The 16,893-nt window shown below is 59.1% G+C and carries 12 protein-coding genes; 6 read left to right on the plus strand and 6 right to left on the minus strand.

The annotated features are described in order from the left end of the window. The first annotated feature begins 387 nt into the window (after window positions 1-387). Genes MRBLMR1_RS00570 through MRBLMR1_RS00590 form a run of 5 tightly spaced genes read left to right on the plus strand, consistent with a single transcriptional unit; the run spans window position 388 to window position 6,118 of the window. Entirely contained in the window at window positions 388-1,827 is a 1,440-nt protein-coding gene (locus MRBLMR1_RS00570; RefSeq protein WP_148145154.1) for a UbiA family prenyltransferase, read from the plus strand. Next, on the plus strand, window positions 1,827-3,164 hold the full coding sequence (locus MRBLMR1_RS00575) for an FAD-binding oxidoreductase (RefSeq protein WP_148145153.1): 1,338 nt from the start codon (window positions 1,827-1,829) through the stop codon (window positions 3,162-3,164). Before MRBLMR1_RS00570 ends, MRBLMR1_RS00575 begins: the two co-directional genes overlap by 1 nt. Then, entirely contained in the window at window positions 3,161-3,577 is a 417-nt protein-coding gene (locus MRBLMR1_RS00580) for an EamA family transporter (RefSeq protein WP_148145152.1), read from the plus strand. Before MRBLMR1_RS00575 ends, MRBLMR1_RS00580 begins: the two co-directional genes overlap by 4 nt. 42 nt (window positions 3,578-3,619) lie before the next feature. After that, window positions 3,620-4,630, plus strand: a complete 1,011-nt coding sequence (locus MRBLMR1_RS00585; RefSeq protein ID WP_148145151.1) for an NAD-dependent epimerase/dehydratase family protein — start codon at window positions 3,620-3,622, stop codon at window positions 4,628-4,630. 54 nt (window positions 4,631-4,684) lie between these two features. Further along, window positions 4,685-6,118, plus strand: a complete 1,434-nt coding sequence (locus tag MRBLMR1_RS00590) for an aspartate aminotransferase family protein (protein ID WP_148145254.1) — start codon at window positions 4,685-4,687, stop codon at window positions 6,116-6,118. A 45-nt stretch (window positions 6,119-6,163) separates the two neighbouring features. Here the strand turns inward: MRBLMR1_RS00590 and MRBLMR1_RS00595 are convergent, their stop codons facing one another. After that, on the minus strand, window positions 6,164-7,837 hold the full coding sequence (locus MRBLMR1_RS00595) for a hypothetical protein (protein ID WP_500063419.1): 1,674 nt from the start codon (window positions 7,835-7,837) through the stop codon (window positions 6,164-6,166). A 280-nt stretch (window positions 7,838-8,117) separates the two neighbouring features. Between MRBLMR1_RS00595 and pcaF the strand changes: the two genes are divergently transcribed. After that, window positions 8,118-9,323 carry a 3-oxoadipyl-CoA thiolase gene (gene pcaF / locus MRBLMR1_RS00600; protein WP_148145150.1) on the plus strand — a complete coding sequence of 402 codons (1,206 nt, stop codon included), beginning with the start codon at window positions 8,118-8,120 and terminating at the stop codon, window positions 9,321-9,323. A 21-nt stretch (window positions 9,324-9,344) separates the two neighbouring features. On the opposite strand, the gene MRBLMR1_RS00605 is transcribed toward pcaF, so the two are convergent. The 5 genes from MRBLMR1_RS00605 to pflB form a co-directional block, all read right to left on the minus strand. Next, window positions 9,345-10,250 carry a formate/nitrite transporter family protein gene (locus tag MRBLMR1_RS00605; RefSeq protein ID WP_244654327.1) on the minus strand — a complete coding sequence of 302 codons (906 nt, stop codon included), beginning with the start codon at window positions 10,248-10,250 and terminating at the stop codon, window positions 9,345-9,347. Further along, window positions 10,247-12,391, minus strand: a complete 2,145-nt coding sequence (gene pta, locus MRBLMR1_RS00610) for a phosphate acetyltransferase (RefSeq protein ID WP_183685283.1) — start codon at window positions 12,389-12,391, stop codon at window positions 10,247-10,249. Before pta ends, MRBLMR1_RS00605 begins: the two co-directional genes overlap by 4 nt. 69 nt (window positions 12,392-12,460) lie before the next feature. Continuing rightward, a complete protein-coding gene (locus MRBLMR1_RS00615; protein WP_148142992.1) occupies window positions 12,461-13,672 on the minus strand; it encodes an acetate/propionate family kinase in 1,212 nt (403 codons plus the stop codon). A 56-nt stretch (window positions 13,673-13,728) separates the two neighbouring features. Beyond that, entirely contained in the window at window positions 13,729-14,526 is a 798-nt protein-coding gene (pflA, locus tag MRBLMR1_RS00620; RefSeq protein ID WP_148142993.1) for a pyruvate formate-lyase-activating protein, read from the minus strand. 86 nt (window positions 14,527-14,612) lie between these two features. After that, complete coding sequence (pflB, locus tag MRBLMR1_RS00625; RefSeq protein WP_148142994.1) at window positions 14,613-16,871, minus strand: formate C-acetyltransferase; 2,259 nt, start codon at window positions 16,869-16,871, stop codon at window positions 14,613-14,615. Window positions 16,872-16,893 lie beyond the last annotated feature (22 nt).

Here is a 16,893-nt window from a genome sequence, read left to right on the forward strand (position 1 = left end):
TAAACCATGCTTCAACCTACGACAATTCTGTCCGTGAATGGCCCGGTTGTTGTAAAACGGGCCAAAGTTACGCAAGGCCGATAATGTAACCGCGTTTTTCCGAACAATTGTCGGGAACGAGGTAACGCTTCATTAGCAACGCCTTCCAGTGAATTCTAAACCCTAATCGGAATTGACTGAGAAAACGCGCTCCAAAGCGAAGCAAGGCTGCATGTTATTAACTGCTGATTCTTGGTTGCGGCATATTTTCCGGTCAGCTACAGCGCAATGTTTGGTTGTGGCGGATGTCATGTGCCAACGGAAAGCTGCCTGCCTCAACGAGGCGCCAAGCTATTTCATCCCTGTTGCGGTGACGTTCCTACTATCGGCAAAGGGACCATTTTGACAATGAATGTGCGTCTACAGAACATCGTTGACATACCTTTGGCGGTTGATCTGGACGGAACGCTGATTTCGACAGATTTGTTGTGGGAAAGCGTTTTCCAGCTTTTAAGAGCAAACCCCCTATACCTGTTTCTCCTGCCGATCTGGCTGCTTTCGGGCAAGGCACGTCTCAAGACCGAAATCGCGCGTCGCGTGACGCTTGATGCCAGCCATTTGCCTTACCGCGAAGATTTCGTTTCCTATTTGCGCGCAGAGCGGGTGCGAGGGCGCGAACTTATCCTGGTGACGGCAGCTGCGGAGCCTTTTGCCAAAGCCGTTGCGGCTCATCTCGGCCTGTTCAGTGCTGTCTATCACACGGACGAAACGACCAACCTTGCTGCGCATAACAAAGCTGCGTTGCTGTCGAAACTCTATGGATCGCAAGGTTTCGATTATGCCGGAAACGATCGTGCAGATATCGCTGTATTCCAGAGCGCGAGAAATGCAATCGTCGTTGCTCCCGATGCTGCCGCGGATCGGTATCAGAGAGCCCATGCCTCGATGCGTTTCGATGCCAAGTACGTGGGTATCAAGACCTACATCAAGATGCTGCGGGTGCATCAGTGGCTGAAGAACTTTCTCGTTTTTGCCTCTCCGGTTCTTGCGCACACCGTCGTCGAGCCGCAGACCTTCATTGCGACAACGCTGGCCATGGTGGCATTTTCCTTTTCGGCCTCCGCCATCTACATCATCAACGACATCCTCGACCTTCCGCTTGATAGGCAGCATCCGACGAAGCGCAACCGGCCTTTCGCAAGCGGTGCGATCTCCATTCCCTATGGCCTTACGGTTTCCGCGCTGCTGCTGGTCGCGACGGCTGCCATCTGCTCGCTGCTGCCATTGCAGTTCGCGGCAGTCATCGTTCTCTATCTGGTGGTGACGACCGCCTATTCGCTGGCCTTGAAGCGGATGTTGCTGATCGACGTGCTTTGCCTTGCAGGGCTCTACGCCCTGCGGATACTCGGTGGCAAGGCGGCGACCGACCTGCCGCTTTCCTTCTGGCTGATCGCTTTCGGCCTGTTCTTCTTCCTGTCGCTGGCTCTGGTCAAACGCTATGTCGAGCTACGCTACACGACGGTCGATGTGGGAGACCGTATCGCCGGTCGCGGTTATCGTCCGGAAGACATTCACATCGTTGCACAGAGCGGCGTGGCGTCGGCATTCGCTGCTGCGCTGGTTCTCGCCCTCTATATCCAGTCCCCGGACATCCGAGCGCTCTATAGCGAACCCTGGGTTATCTGGCCGTTGGTGCCGATGGTGCTCTATATCAACATCCGCATCTGGATCCTTGCCCACCGCAAGGAGCTGGACGACGATCCGGTCGTCTTCATCGCAACCGATTGGCGCAGCCAATTGATCATTGCGGCCGGTGCCGTACTCTTCATCGCGGCAAGTGTGTTGTGATGCAGGCAAGCCTCGACAGTTTCGGCCGTATCAATCGCCATTCCCGGCAGGCAATTGCCTTTGAACAGGCGGTTGGCCTCTTGCGCGGCGGCGCAGCCGGAAGGTCCAACCTTTTGGCGTTTGGAAACGGCAAGTCCTACGGCGACAGCTGCCATAACGACGCCGGCTCGCTTGTGCCGATGCGGCAACAGAAGTCGGTACTCAATCTTGATGCCGAGGCAGGCGTGGTCGAAGCGGAAGCGGGCATTTCGCTGGAAGAGCTCATTGCCCATATCGCTCCTCACGGATTTTTCCTGCCGGTGACGCCGGGCACCCGTTTCGTCACGCTCGGCGGTTCAATCGCCAATGACGTTCACGGCAAGAACCATCACCGTCGCGGTACGTTCGGTTGCCATGTGGAAAGTTTTCGACTGCTGCGTTCCGACGGTCATACCTATCAATGCAGCGCCGCGGAAAATACCGACCTGTTTTCGGCAACGATCGGCGGGCTTGGCCTTACGGGTCTTATCCTGTCTGCACGGCTGAAGCTGATGAAGGTCGGCTCGCTCGACATCAACGAAAAGATCACCGCGTTTTCCAGCCTCGACAGCTATTTCGATCTCGCGGCAGATGCCGACGAGGAAAACGAATATTCCGTCGCCTGGCTGGATCAGCTGGCATCCGGCACATCGGCCGGCCGTGGCGTGCTGATTACCGGCAACCATGCCGATAACGGCAATTTTCGCACCGAAGGTGTGAAGGCGAAGGTCAGCGTTCCGTTCGAGCTGCCTTTCTCGGCACTCAACAGAGTAAGCCTCGGACTGTTCAACACAGCTTATTTTACCGTCAACAGGCTCAAGTCTGCCCCGCATCTGGCCGGTTACGGCAAGTTCTTCTATCCGCTCGACGGTGTTGGAGACTGGAACCGGCTTTATGGGCCGAGTGGTCTCTACCAGCACCAGAGCGTGATTCCGTTTGAAGCCGGGCGCACGGTCATTCCGGCGATGCTTGAGGCAAGCCGCAAGGCCGGATTTTCGTCCTTCCTCACCGTCTTGAAGCGTTTTGGCGATGTTGCATCACCGGGTTTCATGTCGTTTCCGCGCCCCGGCTATACGCTGACGATGGATTTTCCCAATCACGGCGACAAGACGCTGGCGCTACTGACGCTTCTCGACCGCATGACGCTTGAGGCCGGCGGGCGGGTCAATCCCTACAAGGACAGCCGCATGAGCGCCGAGGTGTTCAAGGCCGGTTTTCCAGAATGGCTGCAACTGGAAAAGCTTCGGGACGAAAGCTTCTGCTCGGATTTCTGGCGCCGCACGGCGCTTGCCACGGATCACCCACGAGGACGCCCATGAAATATATCCCGTTCATCCTCTTCACTGTGATGACCAATGCGGCTGCGCAACTGCTTTTGAAACAGGGCATGCTGTCGCTGGGCCCGATCAGCTTTTCGGCGGACACGATGATCCAGCGGATCTTCCAGATCGTCTTCAATCCGTGGGTCTTTTTTGGTCTTGCCACCTTCGTCATCTCGATGGCGTCGCATCTCTACGTGCTCTCCAAGGTTGATCTATCCTTCGCCTATCCCTTCCTCAGCCTTGCCTATGTCGCTGTCGCGGTTCTGGCATGGCTGCTGTTCAAGGAAGAACTTGGCGCGATGAAGATCGCCGGCATCGCCTTCATCTGCGTCGGCACGGTGCTGATCGCGCAGAGCGGGCACAGGGAAGTACCGGACCAGACGGCATCCATCGAACGCGCCAATTCCTGACCAACCCAATTTAGAACCGACAGAACGACGGGGATTTAAACCATGAGACATATCATTTTCGGCGGTGACGGTTTCGTAGGGCGTCATCTCGCGCCGAGGCTGCAGGCTGAAGGCCACGAGGTCATCGTCGCGGATATCGCCAAGAGTGATCTGGCGCATTATGGGGAGATCCGCTTCGAAAACGTCGACGTGACCGATCCGGCCTCGATCGCCCGGGTCGGCATCAAGGCCGACGACATGGTCTACAATCTTTCCGCAAAAATGCTGTCGCCCCTGCAGGTGCGCGCCAAGCGGCATGATTTCTTCTTCCCGGTCAACTATTATGGCACCGAGAACATCATCAAGGCGATGGACCAGGCGGGTGCGAAATCGCTCGTCCATTTCACCACCGACATGGTCTACGGCCACACCTTTGTTTGGCCGCAGACGGAAGAGCACCCGGTCGCGCCGCTCGGTGAATACGGGCTTTCCAAGCTGAAGACCGAAGAACTGGCGGTCGAATGGCGCAAGCGCGGCATGAACATCTCGCTGTTCCGCCCGCGCCTGATCATCGGTCCCGGTCGGCTCGGTATCCTCTCCAAGCTGTTCAAGCTGATCGACAACAATCTGCCGGTGCCGATGATCGGTTCGGGCAAGAACCCTTACCAGTTCATTTCGGTCTTCGACTGCGCTTCTGCGGCCCATGCGGCCTTTACCGCCGGCGTGCCGAACGAGGTCTACAATCTCGGTTCGCTCAATCCGCCGCCGGTAAGGAAACTGCTGGGCGATCTCGTCAAGCATGCCGGTTCGAAGTCGATCCTTTTGCCCACGCCCGCCTGGGCGGTGAAGCGGACACTTGATCTGTTCGACCTGATCAACATGCCGATCATGGATCCGGAACAGTATCTGATCGCCGACGAGATGTGCGTTCTCGACGTATCCAAGGGCGAGCGCGAGCTCGGCTGGGTGCCGCAATATCGCGACGAGGACATGCTGATCGCCGCCTATTCCGAATATCGCAGGGGACTTGCCGGCGGTTCGCAGGACAATGTCGCCCACGCCAAGGCAGCTTGAGAGGAAATTACGATGGCCAATGCAATCAGCCTCAACAACCACGATGACGAAGTGATGATCGACATTTCCGCCAATCCTGCTCGCGAACCGGTCGCCAAGCCTGCGCTTCTGTCGGTCGAGGAGGCCAAGGCGCTCGACGTGGCGAAGATGACCGATCTCTTCACCCGCCATCTCAACCCCGGCCAGCTTCATTTCATGAAGCTTCTCGGCTTTCACAAGGTGAAGATCGAGCGCGCCGAGGGCATGTATTATTACGACCAGAACGGTCGCAAGATTCTCGATTTCTTCGGTGGTTTCGGCTCACTGGCGCTGGGTCACAACCATCCCCGCATCCTCGATGCGCGGCGGAAGTTCCAGGACGAGAACCGCCAGGAAATCGCCATTGCCTTCATGTCGCAATATGCAACCGCGCTGGCGCATAATCTTGCCGCCTGCTCGCCGGGCGAGCTGGACATGGTGTTCCTCGGCTCCTCCGGTTCCGAAGCGATGGAGGCGGCGATCAAGGTGGCAGAGCGCGCCGCCGGCCCGAAGCGTCCGAAGATCGTCTATGCGGAAAATTCCTTCCACGGAAAGACCAAGGGCGTTTTGTCGATCACCGACGGTTCGCTCTATCGCGGTGAATTCAAGCTGGTCGACAATACTGTGAAGGTGCCGTTCGGCGATATCAACGCGATCGAGAACGCCTTCAGATCGGATCCGGAAATCGGCGTGATCGTGCTGGAAACGGTGCAGGGCGGCGGCGGCATCATTCAGGCCGAAACGGCCTTCTGGCAGCGTCTGCGCGAGCTTTGCGACAAGTATGGTGTACTCTGGGTTGCCGATGAAGTGCAGTGTGGTTTCGGCCGCACAGGAAAGTTCTATGCGTTCGAGCACCATGGCGTCGTGCCGGACGTGACTGCGCTCGCCAAATCACTCGGTGGCGGCAAGTCCGCCATGGGTGCGATGATTGCCAAGCGCGATGTCTACATGAAGGCCTACGGCACGCCGAAGACGGCGATGATCCATGCCATGGCAACTTTCGGCGGTATCGGTGAAGCCTGCGTCACCTCCATCGAGGCGATGAACGTGCTTTACGACGAGCACCTGATCGACAATTCGGCGAATACGGGCGACTACCTTCTTTCCCGCCTGAAGGAATTGCAGGTCCGCTACCCGTCGCTGCTGAAAGACGTGCGCGGTCAGGGCATGATGATCGGAATCGAATTCCACGACCTGTCGAAAACCATGCCGCTGGTGCTGCGCCCGGTCGTCGCCATGCTGGACGACAAGCTGAAGGGCTCGCTGCCGGGCTTTATCGGAAGCCATCTCTTGCGCGATCACGGCGTGCTCGTCGCGTTCACGGAATACAATCGCAATGTCATCCGTCTGGAACCGCCGCTCATCTGCAAGAAGAGCCATGTGGACGATTTCATCACGGCGCTCGACGAGGTCATGTCGCGCGGCATCGTGCGCATCGTCAAGGATTTCGTCGCCGCCCAGGTGAAGTAAGCTGTTCATACAGGGAACAGTAAAGGCCGGGCTTGCGCCCGGCCTTTACTGTTTTACAGCCACGATATCGGGGCGGAGCAGGAGATCCCAGCAGGGATGAATTTCGACGACCTGCCGGTCTTTCAGGGCTTCTTCGTAATGGTCGAAAAGCATGCGGCGCCCGGTCGTCAGCGGGCATTTCGGGCGCAAGACCGCTGCCGTTTGCCGGATCGACTGGATGGCCTTATCCGTCAGTGGCGGAACGGTGCGGTGGGGATCTGCGCCGATCTGGATGTTTCTGGTCGCATCGCGATCCAGAAGCCAGGGGAAGGGGTTGGTGAAGTCTAGGTTCATCAGGCTTTCCAGCCGGATATTGTTCTTCGCCTCGAAGGCCTTGAGGGAGTTAACCAGGCTGTTGGCCGAAATGATCCAGTAGAGCTGGAAGTCGAGTTCGGAATAATATTGCCAGCTCGGCAACTGCCCGTGGGCGGAGAGATCCGCGTAGGCCGAGGCAAAATTCTCGTAGTGAGGTTCCAGATATTCGGCCCGATCGATGATCTCCCGCCGTTGGGAGACCTGCGCCATGTTTTTCACGTCCGGCAGGTGCAGCCGTTCATAGGTCGGCGCAACGACCACGGCGCGCAGCGTCTTGTGCGCCACCTTGGTGAACGTGGGGATGACACAGAACGCGGCCAGCGCAAGGAAAGCCATTTTCGGTCCCTGCTCAAGCAGCCTGATGCGTTCGAAGATCATCAGCAGAACCGGCCATATGAAGATGAATTCCTGGCTGCCGGTATTCTGCGTCTCATAGATTGAGCCGCCTGCGATGACGACCGAAAGCCACCAGAAATTATGATCGAAGAAGCGGATCGTTTTGTCGGCGCGGGTCCAGTCCAGCCATATCAACAGCAGCGCCAGAAGCCCCGCGGGAAGAAGTACGTCAAGCTTCAGCGATGCGACGGTCAGGAACCGGGGGAGCAGGGAATCTTCATTCATCCCGGCAAGCTCGATGATATCGCGTATATAGGCAGATACGAAACCGCTCATGAGTTCGGCGATGCCAAGCGGGATCAGAAAGAGCAGGACGGCCAGAATGCAGTAACGCAGCGAGATGCGGCCGGCCAAAAGCGCCAGGAGGCAGAAAAGTCCACCAACCAGAAAACCCGTCACCTTGGTCAGAAACAAGGCCAGCATGGCTGCGGCGATCAAGACCGCCATGCGGCGACCGTCTTTCAGGAAAACGAGGCCGCTGGTCAGCACATAGAGAAAGATCACGCCGTGGCGGTTGTAGATGCCGAAACCGTCCAGTGTCGGAAGCGGATGATAGGCGGCCACATTCGACGGGAAGGTGGCAAAGACGAGGAAGGGAACAAGCAGCGCGAAAGCTTGAGCCACGTTACGGCTGGAAAGCCTGGCAAGTACCAGTGCGAGAAGCGGCGCCGCCACCGGCAATATGCACCATTGAGCCAGAAGCAGCGGCTGCGCATTCGCAAGCAGCTTCAATCCACCGGCGAAGAGATAGTAGGGGAGCGGGCCGACCGGGGTCGAGAAGTCGACGCTCGGGATCTGTCCCATCCAGATCCGTTGTGCGGCATCGAGATAAAGATAGGTATCCCAGTACATCGGACCGATAGGTGCAGCGATTGGCAGGATGAGGAGCAGTATCAGTGGGACAAAAGCCGCGAAAAGCCAGAAGACGGGTCGCGAAAAAATGCCTCGCAGATCAGGTGCACCAGTCATTTTTGTCCCTTGTATTGTCGCGATCGACAATGCCCCATGCTGCATGAGCAGCCGACACGCCGTGTGTACGGAAGCCCTGCTGAAAGGGCTAAAGGATTACCGTCCCGATACTTAGGTCGGAAAGATAATTAATTCATTATCAGCGGGGGCTAGAACCCGTGCGCTGTCAGGCCCCGAGTCCTCATGGATTGCGCGAGCCGCCTGCAGGCAATTTATTTGAAGCTTGTAATTTCTCGATTGTTGGTGTTGGCTGTGACTTCTGCATCATGGGAGCTGCGCTATGCCTGACGCCTTCATCTGCGATTATATCCGCACTCCGATCGGCCGTTTCGGCGGCACGCTTGCGTCGGTGAGAACCGATGATCTGGCGGCCATCCCGATCAGGGCGTTGATCGAGCGCAATGCTGCAGTGGACTGGAATGCCGTCGATGACGTGATCTATGGCTGCGCCAATCAGGCAGGTGAGGACAATCGCAATGTCGCCCGCATGGCTTCGCTGCTCGCAGGCCTGCCGGCTGTCGTCCCAGGCACGACGATGAACCGGCTTTGCGGTTCGGGCATGGATGCGGTCATCGCCGCTGCCCGTGCGATCAAGGCGGGAGAGGCAGAATTGATGATAGCAGGCGGCGTCGAGAGCATGAGCCGCGCGCCGTTCGTTCTGCCCAAGGCCGAGAGCGCCTTTTCCCGCAATGCCGAAATCCACGACACAACGATCGGCTGGCGGTTCGTCAACCCGTTGATGAAAAGGCAATACGGCATCGATTCTATGCCGGAGACGGCCGAGCATGTTGCGGAAGACTATGGCGTTTCCCGCAAGGACCAGGATGCGTTTGCGCTTCGCAGTCAGTCGAAAACTGCAGCCGCTCAGGAAAATGGTCACCTTGCCGCGGAGATCACGCCGGTCGTCATTCCGCAGCGCAAGGGTGATGTAGTGGTCGTCTCGAAGGATGAACATCCACGGGCGACGACAATTGAGGCGCTGGCCAAACTGGCAACTCCGTTCAAACAGGATGGTGGCACGGTGACGGCGGGTAATGCCTCGGGGGTCAATGACGGCGCGGCGGCGTTGATCATTGCTTCGGAAGCTGCGGCGAAGAAACATGGCCTGACCCCGATTGCCCGCATCATGGGCGGGGCCGCCTCGGGCGTCGCGCCGCGTGTCATGGGCATAGGGCCGGTTCCGGCAACGCAGAAGCTCTGCGTGATGCTGAAGCTTTCACCGGAGGATTTCGACGTGATCGAGTTGAACGAGGCCTTTGCCTCACAGGGCATTGCGGTGCTGCGCGAGCTTGGGCTTGCGGAAGATGCCGGGCATATCAATCCGAATGGCGGTGCTATTGCGCTCGGCCATCCGCTCGGCATGTCGGGAGCAAGGATTTCAGGAACTGCGGCGCTTGAGCTTGCCAGACGTCAGGGGCGTTATGCGCTTGCGACCATGTGTGTCGGGGTCGGGCAGGGAATCGCCGTGGCGCTGGAACGGGTGTAACAGCGCCACGGGTATCGGTGATCAGTGGTGAGGCTTGCCCGGACGACGGTAGATGAACCAGTAGACGCCACCAACGAGCAGAGCGCCGCCGACCCAGTTACCAGCCGTTACGACGGCCAGATTGGTAAGGACGCCACTCAGCGGGATTTCGGCGGGCGCGTGGCCGATGGCGGTCCAGAAGCTTTCCGGTGCACCGTAACGGATCATCAGACCGAGGCCGAGATAATACATGTTGGCGACGCAGTGTTCGAACCCTGCTGCAACGAAGGCCGTCACCGGGAAGACGATCGCAAGGATCCTGTCGGCAACCGTGCGTCCGGCCAGTGACAGCCATACGGCCAGGCAGACCAGTATGTTGCAGAGAATACCGAGCGAGAAGGCTTCGACGACCGGAAGGGCTGACTTGGCTTCTGCGTAATGCAGTGCCGCTACACCGATTGCGTTGCCGCCGAATGTGTACTGGCCAGACAAGAAGACGAGGCCGGCGATGACGAGGGCGCCTATCAGATTGCCGAACCAGACGAAGACCCAGATGTGGACCATGCGCGTGGTTGCAATGCGGCGGCTTGCCCAGGCCATGACCATCAGCATGTCGCCGGTGAACAGCTGCGCGCCGCCGATCAGGACGAGGATCAGCCCGAGCGAGAAGCTCAGCCCGGCCAGAAGCCGGGTGAGACCGTAGGACAGCATTCCGTCGGCACCGGCGACCGTCGTCGTCGCAAACATGGCCCCGAGCCCGATGAAGGCGCCGGCGAGAACCGCCAGACCCAGGAGGGTCAGCGTGTCATAGCTGGCTTTCTTGACGCCCATTTCTTCTGCCGCGACGGCAATTGCGTCGGGTGTCAGCGAGCCTCCAGCCTCCGGCCCTCTGAAGAAGGCCGAAGTCATCTTGTCCCGACTCTCCGGGTCCTGTTGTGCAATGTTCATGCGTTCACCGCATCTTTCCGTGCCGGCTCGGAAGCAGCTTCACCCGCCGTCTGCTGGTCCGCCTGGATGGCAGTGAGCGCGATGGTGAAGACGATATCGTCGACGAGGGCGCCGCGCGACAGGTCGTTGACGGGCTTGCGCAGGCCCTGCAGCATCGGGCCGACGGAAACGACATCGGCGGAGCGCTGAACGGCCTTGTAGGTGGTGTTGCCGGTGTTGAGATCCGGGAAGACGAAGACATTGGCGCGGCCGGCGACCGGGCTGTCGGGGGCCTTGGAACGGCCGACGCTTTCGACGCTTGCCGCATCGTACTGGATCGGACCGTCGATCAGCAGATCAGGCTTGCGCTGTTTTGCCAGCTCGGTTGCCTCGCGCACCTTGTCGACATCGCCGCCGGTACCCGACGTGCCGGTCGAATAGGAGATCATCGCCACCCGCGGATCGATGCCGAAGGCCTTGGCCGTATCGGAGGACTGGACGGCGATTTCGGCCAGCTGGTCGGCCGTCGGGTTCGGGTTGATGGCGCAGTCACCATAGACCAGAACCTGATCGGGCATCAGCATGAAGAAGACCGAGGAGACGATGCTCTGGCCCGGCTCCGTCTTGATCAGCTGCAGGGCAGGGCGCACCGTGCTGGCGGTGGTATGGACCGCACCGGAGACCAGACCGTCGACTTCACCGACGGCGAGCATCATCGTGCCGAGAACGACCGTGTCTTCCAGCTGGGCAATTGCCTGGGGAGGCGTCATGCCCTTGGACTTGCGCAGTTCGACCATGGCATCGACATAGTTGGCGCGCACGGCGGCCGGGTCGAGGATTTCGAGATCGGCGGGCAGTTCGATGTCCTTGGCCCTGGCGATCATCTGGATGGCATCGGGGCGACCGAGCAACACGCAACGGGCAATGCCCTTCTGGTGGCAGATGACGGCAGCCTGCAGCGTGCGGGGTTCTTCACCCTCGGGGAGCACGATACGCTTGTTGGCGCGGCGTGCACCTTCGATCAGGTGGTTGCGGAAGCGCGGCGGCGAAAGCCGGGCTTCGGTCGAGGTGCCGATCCGGTCACGCAGCGATGTCGTGTCGATATGTTCGGCGACGAAATCGATGACCTTTTCCATGTGCTGGCTGTCATCCTGGCTGACATGGTAGCTCAGATGGGCAAGGCGCGAGGCGGTGGCATAGGTGTCGTCGGGGGTGGACAGGATCGGCAGGATGTTTGAGCCGACCGAGGCCATCAGGTCTGCGACCGGGGTTGCGAGCGGTGCGCCGCAGGTGAGCAACAGGCCGGCAAGCGGTACGCCGCGGCTGTGAGCAAGCGCCGAGGCAAGCGCGATATCGCTGCGGTCACCGGGCATGACGACCAGGGTTTCGGGGCGCAGGCGGTCGATCATCTTCTCGACCGAACGGGCACCGACGACGATCTCGCGGACACGCACGGCATCGAGCTTGGAACCCTGCACGACGCTCAGATCAAGCGACGAGACGAGGTCGGACAGGCGTGGCGTGTTCAGATTCGGCTCGTAGGGGATCGCGCCGAGGATGGTCGACGAGGCGAGACCGAAGGGAGCGAGAGCGTCCTTCAGTTTTTCGCGATCCGCAGCTACCTTCATCTTGTTGATCATCAGGCCAAGAAGCGGCGAATTTCCCTCACGCGCATACTGGCGATGAATCAAGGCGACCGTTTCGGCGATGAACTTCGGCTCGTAATCGACGCCGCTCAGGACCGGAATGACGTCAGCGCCAAGGCTGCGGACGATTTCGACGTTGAGGCGAAGCGCGATCTGTGCGCTGGCGAGCGGAATCAGGCCCTCGACGACAACCACGTCATGATCGGCGCGCAGGGCTTCCGTCATCGTTGCTACGTCTTCAAGCAGAGCCGCGAGGTCACCCTTGCGAATCTGTTCTTCCGCCTTCTCGAACGGGATCGGTTCCGGAGAGTTGGTCATGCACAGGGTGCGGGCGAAGTGGCTCGACGTATCGATGCCCTTCTTCTGGACGCGGCTTTCAGACCGTGGCTGAGCGATCGGCTTGACGAAGGCGACCTTCATGCCGTCTCGCTGCAGTGCCCGCACCAAGCCAAGCGAGAGCGAGGTCAGGCCGACGTCCTGTGCTGCCGCAGCAAGGAAAATTATACGTGCGCACATTGAGAATTATCCTTCTGTATGTTCGCGGTGATTATGAATTGGTTGAAATAATGCGATCTGCAAAAACTGTTACGCAGCGGTGGACGCTGCGACGGCCTCCAGCGTATCGTGGGAAATCATCCATTCCTCATTGGTGGCGATGACGGCAGCGGTTGCCTTGCTGTCCTTCGCGGTGATGACGCCGCAACGTCCGCCGAACATCTGGCCATTGGCGTCCGCATCAAGCTTGAGACCGAAAACTGACAGGCGTTCGATCGTCCGCTGGCGCATGGTTGCCGAGTTTTCGCCGATGCCACCGGTGAAAATGACGGCATCCAGACGGTTGAGCGAGGTTGCGAGGCCACCGATGTAACGGGCCAGGCGATGGACGAAGACGTCGAGAGCCAGCTTGGCGCCCTCATGGCCTTCCTTCTCTGCATTCTCCAGCGTGCGGCAATCGTTGGACAGGCCGGAGAGGCCGAGCAGACCGCTCTTGCGGTTGAGCAGCGTGTCGAGTTCGTCGATCGTCAGGCCGTCCTCGCGGGCGATGTGGAAGAGTGCGCCCGGATCGATGTCGCCGGAGCGGGTGCCCATGACAAGGCCTTCAAGCGGAGTGAAACCCATCGACGTGTCGACGCTCTTGCCGTTCAGAACAGCGGTTGCCGAAGCGCCATTGCCGAGATGGGCGATAACCAGGCCGTGATCGTTGGGGTCGAGGCCGAGAAGCTCGATTGCTTCCGCTGCAACAAAGCGGTGGCTGGTTCCATGGAAACCGTAACGGCGAACGCCGAGGTTACGGTAGCAATCCTGCGGGACGGCATAGGTGAAGGCAGCCTGTGGCATAGTGGTGTGGAAGGCGGTGTCGAAGACTGCTGCATGCGGGACGTTGGGCAGCGCTGCCATGGCGGTCCTGATGCCGAGGATGTTTGCCGGGTTGTGCAATGGAGCGAGATTGGATAGCGCATCCATCTCGCGCAGGATTTCGTCGGTAATGAGCGTGGATGCGGAGAAGCGCTCGCCGCCGTGGACCGTGCGGTGACCGACTGCCACAATCGAGCTCAGCCAGCCCTTCTGCTCAAGAATGCCGAGGAGTTTCTGCAAGGCGACGTCGTGGCTGCCGCTGTCGAGCGACATTTCGGTCTTCTCGCCCTTTTCCTTGACAACAAGCCGGCTTTCCGGCTGTCCGAGGTTTTCTGCCAGAGCCGAAAGAAGCGGCTCGCGGTTGGTACCCGAGAAGACGCCGAATTTAACGGAAGAACTGCCGCAGTTCACAACGAGAACGAGCGAGCGAATATCGATCATATTGGTATTCCTTGTCATTTATGTAATTGGGAACGCTTTCCCGATGCTTGCGTGTCCTAAAAGACCGTCAGCCCGCGTTCCGCGAATATTGATCTTGCTTCAGCTGTGGATTCCGGCGTTGGCGTCGGAGCTCCTGCGAGCGGATAATCCATTCCCAGCTGCGCCCATTTCTGCGTACCCATCTGGTGGAAGGGTAGAACTTCGACGCGCTCTATAATCGAGCCGAGGTCCGCAACGAAATCGGCGAGCCTTGCTATGTCGTCATGTCCGTCGGTCCAGCCGGGAACCAGCACATATCGCAGCCACATCTTCTTCTGCAGCCGCTGCAGGCGGTGGGCGAAGTCGAGCGTCGGCTGCAGTGGTTGTGCAGTGAGGCGCTGATAGACCTCGGGGTCACTGTGCTTGATATCGAGAAGGACGAGGTCGACATTATCAAACCACTCGTCGTCTACCGAGGCATGAAGATAGCCTTGTGTATCGAGTGCTGTATGAAGGCCGAGTTCGCTCTTGAAGTGCTTGAACATCTCGCCGACGAACGGCGCCTGCATCAGCGGTTCGCCGCCCGATATGGTCACGCCACCTGCCATCCGCAGGAAGCCCGCGTAAGGCTTTACTTCGGCCAGGGCGTCATCGAGAGTGATCTTGCGACCGTTATGCAGCTTCCAGGTATCGGGATTGTGGCAATAAACACACCGGAACAGGCAGCCGGCCATGAAGAAGACGAAACGCATTCCCGGCCCATCAACGGCCGCACCACTTTCCACGGAATGCAGGTAGCCAAAGTCCGTCGAAGAGTGGGTGCCTGCGGGGGCATGCGCCTTCGGCGGGCGGGTGATCGCTCGTTGAATGTCCATGGGGCAACTCGTATCTGTAGATAGATTTCGGGTTAACAGCGTGGGCGCATATGGGTTCCATATGCGCCCAGCCTAACGCCTAAACGTTACATCTTTGAATGGAACGTGCGCGAGATGACGTCGAGCTGCTGTTCACGGGTCAGCTTGACGAAATTGACCGCATATCCCGACACGCGAACCGTCAACTGCGGATACAGTTCCGGATGTTCCATTGCATGGACAAGCGTGTCACGATTGAAGACGTTGACGTTGACATGGAAGCCACCTGCTGCCGTGTAGGCATCAAGGCAATTTGCCAGGTTCTTTGCACGTTCCTCGCTGGTGCGACCGAGCGAGTCCGGTGTTGCCGAAGCCGTCCAGGAAATACCGTCGAGGGCGGCGTCGTAGGGGATCTTGGCAACCGATGCGCCGGCAGCGACGAAGCCCTTGGTATCACGACCGTTCATCGGGTTTGCACCCGGTGCGAAGGGCTCGCCTGCGCGACGTCCGTCCGGCGTGTTGCCCGTCTTCTTGCCGTAGACCACGTTGGAGGTGATCGTCAGCACCGACTGGGTCGGCATCGAGTTACGATAGAAGTAGGGCTGTGCCGCAATCTTCTTCATGAAGGTTTCGGTCAACCAGACTGCGATGGAGTCAACGCTGTCATCGTTGTTGCCGTAAGCAGGGTAGGTGCCTTCGATCTTGTAATCGACGGCCAGACCTGCCTCGTTGCGGATGACCTTGACCTTGGCATGCTTGATTGCCGACAGCGAGTCCGCTGCGACCGAAAGGCCGGCGATGCCGCAAGCCATGGTGCGCAGAATGTCGCGGTCGTGCAGCGCCATTTCGATACGCTCGTAAGCGTATTTGTCGTGCATGTAGTGAACGGTGTTGAGTGCCTTGACGTAGGTCTTGGCCAGCCAGTCCATCATCTTGTCGAACTTTGCCATGACTTCGTCATAGTCGAGCACGTCAGCCGTGATCGGCTCGAAGCCCTTGGCAACGACTGCACCGCTCTTTTCGTCGACGCCGCCGTTGATCGCATAGAGCAGGGCCTTTGCGAGGTTGGAGCGGGCACCGAAGAACTGCATCTGCTTGCCGATGCGCATGGCCGAGACGCAGCATGCAATGCCGTAGTCGTCGCCCCATTTCGGACGCATCAGGTCGTCGTTTTCGTACTGGATGGCACTGGTATCGGCAGACACCTTGGCGCAGAAGTTCTTGAAGCCTTCCGGCAGCTTGGTGCTCCACAGTACGGTCAGGTTCGGTTCAGGAGCCGGGCCGAGGTTGTAGAGCGTGTGCAGGAAGCGGAAGCTCGACTTGGTGACCAGCGGACGGCCATCTTCGCCAACGCCACCGATCGATTCCGTAACCCAGGTCGGGTCGCCCGAGAACAGCTGGTCATACTCTGGCGTACGCAGGAAGCGGACGATCCGAAGCTTGATGATCATGTCGTCGATCAGTTCCTGAGCCTGTTCTTCGGTCAGGACGCCTGCGTCGATATCGCGCTGGATGTAGATGTCGAGGAAGGTCGAGACACGGCCGAGCGACATTGCCGCACCGTTCTGTTCCTTCACGGCTGCGAGGTATGCGAAGTAGGTCCACTGGATGGCTTCGCGGGCATTGGTGGCCGGCTTGGAAATGTCGTAGCCATACTTGGCGGCCATTTCCTTCAGTTCGTCGAGAGCGCGGTACTGTTCCGACATTTCTTCACGCAGACGCATGACGTCGTCGTTGAAGACTTCGTTCTCGATTGCGCGGAAGTCCTTCAGGCGGAAGGCGCGCAGTGCGTCAGTGCCGTAAAGGGCAACGCGGCGATAGTCGCCGATGATGCGGCCGCGGCCGTAGGCGTCCGGCAGGCCGGTGATGACGCCGGACTTGCGGGCGGCGAGGATTTCCGGGCTGTAGACGTCGAAGATGCCCTGGTTATGGCTCTTGCGATATTTCGTCCAGACTTCGTGAACCGACGGATCGAGCTTGAAACCAAAGGCCTCGAGGCCGTTTTCGACCATACGCAGGCCGCCGTTCGGCATGATGGCGCGCTTCAGCGGCGCGTCGGTCTGCAGGCCGACGATCAGCTCGATGTCCTTGGCGATATAACCTGCATCATGTGCGGTGATCGTCGAGGCACGGTCGGCAGATACGTCCAGAACACCCTTCTTGCGTTCCTCAGCGAGGAGCACTCCGAGTGTTTCCCAGACCTTCAAGGTGCGTGGCGTTGGGCCGGCAAGAAATGCGCCGTCTGCCTCGTAGGGCTTGTAGTTGTTCTGGATGAAGTCGCGGACGTCAACGGCGTCGCGCCACTTGTCGCCCTTAAAACCGGCCCAAGCGTCGGCGGGGACGATTGTTTGGGAAAGGATGCCCATTAGTCTTCTTCCTCTTTCTTTG

Source organism: Neorhizobium sp. LMR1-1-1.1, from assembly GCF_040675795.1.
GTDB lineage: Bacteria > Pseudomonadota > Alphaproteobacteria > Rhizobiales > Rhizobiaceae > Neorhizobium > Neorhizobium cellulosilyticum.

Excerpts from the sequence above, each read along its gene's own strand:
- MRBLMR1_RS00590 (WP_148145254.1), top strand. The coding sequence starts at position 4,685 with ATGATCGACATTTCCGCCAATCCTGCTCGCGAACCGGTCGCCAAGCCT.
- MRBLMR1_RS00585 (WP_148145151.1), top strand. The coding sequence starts at position 3,620 with ATGAGACATATCATTTTCGGCGGTGACGGTTTCGTAGGGCGTCATCTC.
- MRBLMR1_RS00615 (WP_148142992.1), bottom strand. The coding sequence starts at position 13,672 with ATGATCGATATTCGCTCGCTCGTTCTCGTTGTGAACTGCGGCAGTTCT.
- MRBLMR1_RS00580 (WP_148145152.1), top strand. The coding sequence starts at position 3,161 with ATGAAATATATCCCGTTCATCCTCTTCACTGTGATGACCAATGCGGCT.
- MRBLMR1_RS00595 (WP_500063419.1), bottom strand. The coding sequence starts at position 7,837 with ATGACTGGTGCACCTGATCTGCGAGGCATTTTTTCGCGACCCGTCTTC.
- pflB (WP_148142994.1), bottom strand. The coding sequence starts at position 16,871 with ATGGGCATCCTTTCCCAAACAATCGTCCCCGCCGACGCTTGGGCCGGT.
- MRBLMR1_RS00605 (WP_244654327.1), bottom strand. The coding sequence starts at position 10,250 with ATGAACATTGCACAACAGGACCCGGAGAGTCGGGACAAGATGACTTCG.
- MRBLMR1_RS00575 (WP_148145153.1), top strand. The coding sequence starts at position 1,827 with ATGCAGGCAAGCCTCGACAGTTTCGGCCGTATCAATCGCCATTCCCGG.
- pta (WP_183685283.1), bottom strand. The coding sequence starts at position 12,391 with ATGTGCGCACGTATAATTTTCCTTGCTGCGGCAGCACAGGACGTCGGC.
- MRBLMR1_RS00570 (WP_148145154.1), top strand. The coding sequence starts at position 388 with ATGAATGTGCGTCTACAGAACATCGTTGACATACCTTTGGCGGTTGAT.
- pflA (WP_148142993.1), bottom strand. The coding sequence starts at position 14,526 with ATGGACATTCAACGAGCGATCACCCGCCCGCCGAAGGCGCATGCCCCC.
- pcaF (WP_148145150.1), top strand. The coding sequence starts at position 8,118 with ATGCCTGACGCCTTCATCTGCGATTATATCCGCACTCCGATCGGCCGT.